Origin of the sequence: Frankia nepalensis (genome assembly GCF_016786325.1) — a bacterium.
GTDB classification, from domain to species: Bacteria; Actinomycetota; Actinomycetes; order Frankiales; family Frankiaceae; genus Pseudofrankia; species Pseudofrankia nepalensis.
This window is the reverse complement of sequence record NZ_JADWYU010000302.1, coordinates 1-3,539: the sequence shown is the minus strand read 5'-3', so window position 1 is coordinate 3,539 and position 3,539 is coordinate 1. Positions and strand designations below refer to the sequence as shown.

Below are 3,539 nucleotides of genomic sequence, written 5' to 3'. Positions count from 1 at the left end.
GGGGGGGGGGGGGGGGGGGCGGGGGGGGGGGTTGTGCGCGCGCGGGGGGGGGCGCGCTCGGCGGGGGGGGGCGCGGTAGGCCCGGATCGTCGTCGTGCCGGGCCGCTGATCGGCGGTTCAGGCCCCGGGGCACGAGTGAGCGGGGAGGCGGTTGGCCGGCGGTTGTCGGGGATGGCCTGACTGGCATGTTCGACCCGTGGCGATTCGTCCATCCCGCTCCGGGGTAGGTCACGCACGCACGGCCGACAGCGTCGCGACAGGCCCGCGCAACGGCGCCGGAAGAGAATGATCGCGCTGTCTTCGGCCCATCCGCCGAGCGGGGGAGGCGTGTGACCGACAGGAACGCGCGAGTCGGGGATGGCGCGGCCGCCACGGGAGTCGAGCGGCCCGGCGGCCGGGTACTGGTGGAGCTGCGGATCGACCGCTCGCCGGAGTCGGTACCGCGGGCCCGCCGGGCGATCTCGAGTTCCCTGGCGGACGCGGAGGCGTCGGTGCGGGATCTCATCGGCGACGTCAAGCTGCTCGCCGGCGAGTTGCTCACCAACGCGGTGCTGCACGGCGAGCCCCCGGTCGAGCTGCGACTCGTCGCGCACGGTGACCGTCTGCGGGTGGAGGTGGCCGACACCAGCCGGGTCACCCCGCTGCGGGCGCCCAGCGGCGCCGACAGCATGACGGGGCGCGGTATGGCGCTGGTGGCCGGGCTCGCGGCCCGCTGGGGCACGGAGGTGCGGCAAAGCGGCAAGGTGGTGTGGGCGGAGTTCGATCTCCTGCCGGGAGCCGCGGCGCCGAACGGCGCCGGCTCCGCCGCGCCGAACGGCGCCGGCTCCGCCGCGCCGGACGACGGCCCGGCCGCCGCGGCGCGGTCGGGCAGCCCCGCCACCCTGACCACCCTGACCACCCCCACGGTCCCGGGCCCGGCCGCCCCCGTCCTGGCCGTCCCTGTCTCTGCCGTCCCTGACTTGGCTACCCCTGACTCGGCCAACCCGGCCGCCCCTCACCCCGCCTCGCCGGCCTCGTGGCGTGAGACGCGTCACCGCATCAGGCTGGGCGACGTCTCCACCGACCTGCTGCTCGCGGCGAAGAGCCATGTCGACAACCTGATCCGCGAGTTCACCCTGGCCGCCACCGGCGCCGCCAGTGGCGAGAGCGCGGCCGTTCCGGCCCGGCTGGCCGAGCTGATCGCCCAGGTCACCACCCAGTTCGCCGAGGCCCGGTACGCGATGCGCCGGCAGGCGCTGGCCGCCGCGGCCGCGGGACAGGCGCGCACCCAGCTCGAGCTGAGGCTGCCGGCCAGCGCGGCCGACGCCGCCCAGGACTACCTGGCCGCCCTGGACGAGGCCGACGAGTACGCCAGGCAGGCGCAGCTGCTCACCCTGGAATCGCCGCCGTGGCACTGGGCGTTTCGGCGCTGGTACATCTCGGCGATCGTCGAGCAGCTGCGCGCCGCGGCCCGAGGCCAGCCGGTGCCCGAGCCGCTGGCCTTCGAGGACTACGTGCGGGCGGCGGGCCTGCCGGAGCCCGGCCCCGCGGCGGGCGCGGACCCGCGCTGACCGGCCGGACAGGCCGTCTACCTGCGACAATGGCACCGGGCCGCATGGAACTCGGCGCGCGGGCCTCGTGGAGAACCGAGCTGGCCGGCCGGGTCCGGCCGGCGTCCTGACGCGCGACCGCGGGCGAAACCGTGCTCGGAAACGAAACCGTGCGCGGAAGCAGAGGAGTGCCCGGACACGAAACCGGGCTCGGACAAGCCGCGAGGGTCGCGGTATGGACGTGTGGGTGATCATATCCGGGGAGGGGGACGGGAGTGGCCATGGCGGCATGGCGACCGGCGGAGCACCTCGACGTGCTGGTCATCGGCGCCGGGCTGTCCGGGATCGGCGTCGCGGTGCACCTGCGGACCAGCCACCCGGGCAGGCGCGTGGCCCTGCTGGAGGCGCGCGGCGCCCTCGGCGGGACGTGGGACCTGTTCCGCTACCCCGGCGTCCGCTCGGACTCGGACATGAACACGCTCTCGTTCGCGTTCCGACCGTGGCGCGAGGACGCGGCGATCGTCGACGGCCCGGCGATCCTGCGCTACCTGGCCGAGACCGCGCGCGCTCACGGCGTCGACGAGTGGATCAGGTACGGGCACCGCGTCGTCGCGGCCGGCTGGTCGAGCGCCGACAGGCGCTGGACCGTCGACGTCGAGCTCGCGGACGGCACCCCGGGACCTGGGCCCGACCAGGACGCGGCCGCCGGGCGGCGACGGGTCCGGCTGACCTGCGACGTCCTGGTCGGCTGCTCCGGCTACTACCGGTACGACCATGGCTATGAGCCCGACTTCCCCGGCCGTGACCGCTTCGCCGGCCGGGTGGTGCACCCGCAGCACTGGCCAGACGACCTCGACCACGGCGACGCCCGAGTCGTCGTCATCGGCAGCGGCGCCACCGCGATCTCGCTGGTCCCGGCGCTCGCCGAGCGGGCCGCGCACGTCACGATGCTGCAGCGCTCGCCCACCTACGTCGCCTCGCTGCCCGCCGTCGATCCGCTCGCGACCCGGCTACGCCGGGCCCTGCCGGACCGGTGGGCCGGCACGCTGATCCGCCGGCGCAACATCGTCAGCCAGCAGTTTGTCTACCGCCTGAGTCGCCGGCGTCCGGAGCTGGTGCGCCGGGAGCTGTTGCGGCGGGTCCGTGAGGCCCTGCCGGCGGGCTACGCCGTCTCCCGGCACTTCACCCCGAGCTACGACCCGTGGGACCAGCGGCTGTGCGTGGTGCCGGACGGAGACCTGTTCCGGGTGATCTCGTCGGGCCAGGCCGAGGTGGTCACCGACCACGTCGACACGTTCACCGAGCACGGGATCCTGCTGCGGTCCGGCCGGGAGCTGGCCTGCGACGTCATCGTGACGGCGACCGGCCTGCGGATGGCGCTGTTCGACGGCATCGCGCTGTCGGTCGACGGCGAGCCGGTGCGCGTCCCGGACCGGCTCATGTACAAGGGCATGATGCTCGAGGGCGTGCCGAACTTCGCCTTCGTCTTCGGCTACGCGAACGCGTCCTGGACGCTGAAGGTCGACCTGGTCGGCCGCCATCTGGGCCGCCTGCTGCGTCACCTGGACCGGAGTGGCCACCGGGTCTTCGTGCCCGTCGATCCGGCCGGACCGGTCGGCGGGGCCGACGGGACGAACGATGAGGCGGCGCTGCTGGGGCTCACGTCGGGTTATGTGCGCCGCGCCGCCGGCGAGCTGCCCCGCCAGGACACCCGGGCGCCGTGGCGGGCACGGATGAGCTACCCGCGTGACCTGCGCGCGCTGCGGTTCGGCCGGGTGACCAGCCCGGCGCTGCGCTTCGACCCGCCGCTGCCCGGGCCGGCGCCGTCGCCGGCCCAGGGAACGGACCCGGCTTCGCCGGTCGTGCCGGCCCCGCGGCCGCCGCGACGGACTGAACCCGCCCGCGGCGGCATGGCGCCCGCCCGCCGAGACCCCTAGGAATGGCCTGAAGATCTTGTTTTCTGGGTTGTTGATCGTCCGGTTCTGCGTGCGACTGTGGCGTGGAGCCGGG

Annotated in this window: 2 protein-coding genes; both read left to right on the top strand. The window is 75.1% G+C overall.

From position 1 onward, the window contains the following. Positions 1 to 329: 329 nt before the first annotated feature. Positions 330 to 1,550 (top strand): ATP-binding protein, encoded by a 1,221-nt coding sequence (locus I6A81_RS40705; RefSeq protein ID WP_203008099.1) that lies wholly within the window; start codon positions 330 to 332, stop codon positions 1,548 to 1,550. A gap of 260 nt (positions 1,551 to 1,810) precedes the next feature. Continuing rightward, the gene (locus I6A81_RS40700; RefSeq protein WP_203008096.1) at positions 1,811 to 3,466 is read left to right on the top strand and encodes a flavin-containing monooxygenase; all 1,656 of its coding nucleotides are present in this window, start codon (positions 1,811 to 1,813) and stop codon (positions 3,464 to 3,466) included. The last annotated feature ends 73 nt before the right edge of the window (positions 3,467 to 3,539 follow it).

Excerpts from the sequence above, each read along its gene's own strand:
- I6A81_RS40700 (WP_203008096.1), top strand. The coding sequence starts at position 1,811 with ATGGCGGCATGGCGACCGGCGGAGCACCTCGACGTGCTGGTCATCGGC.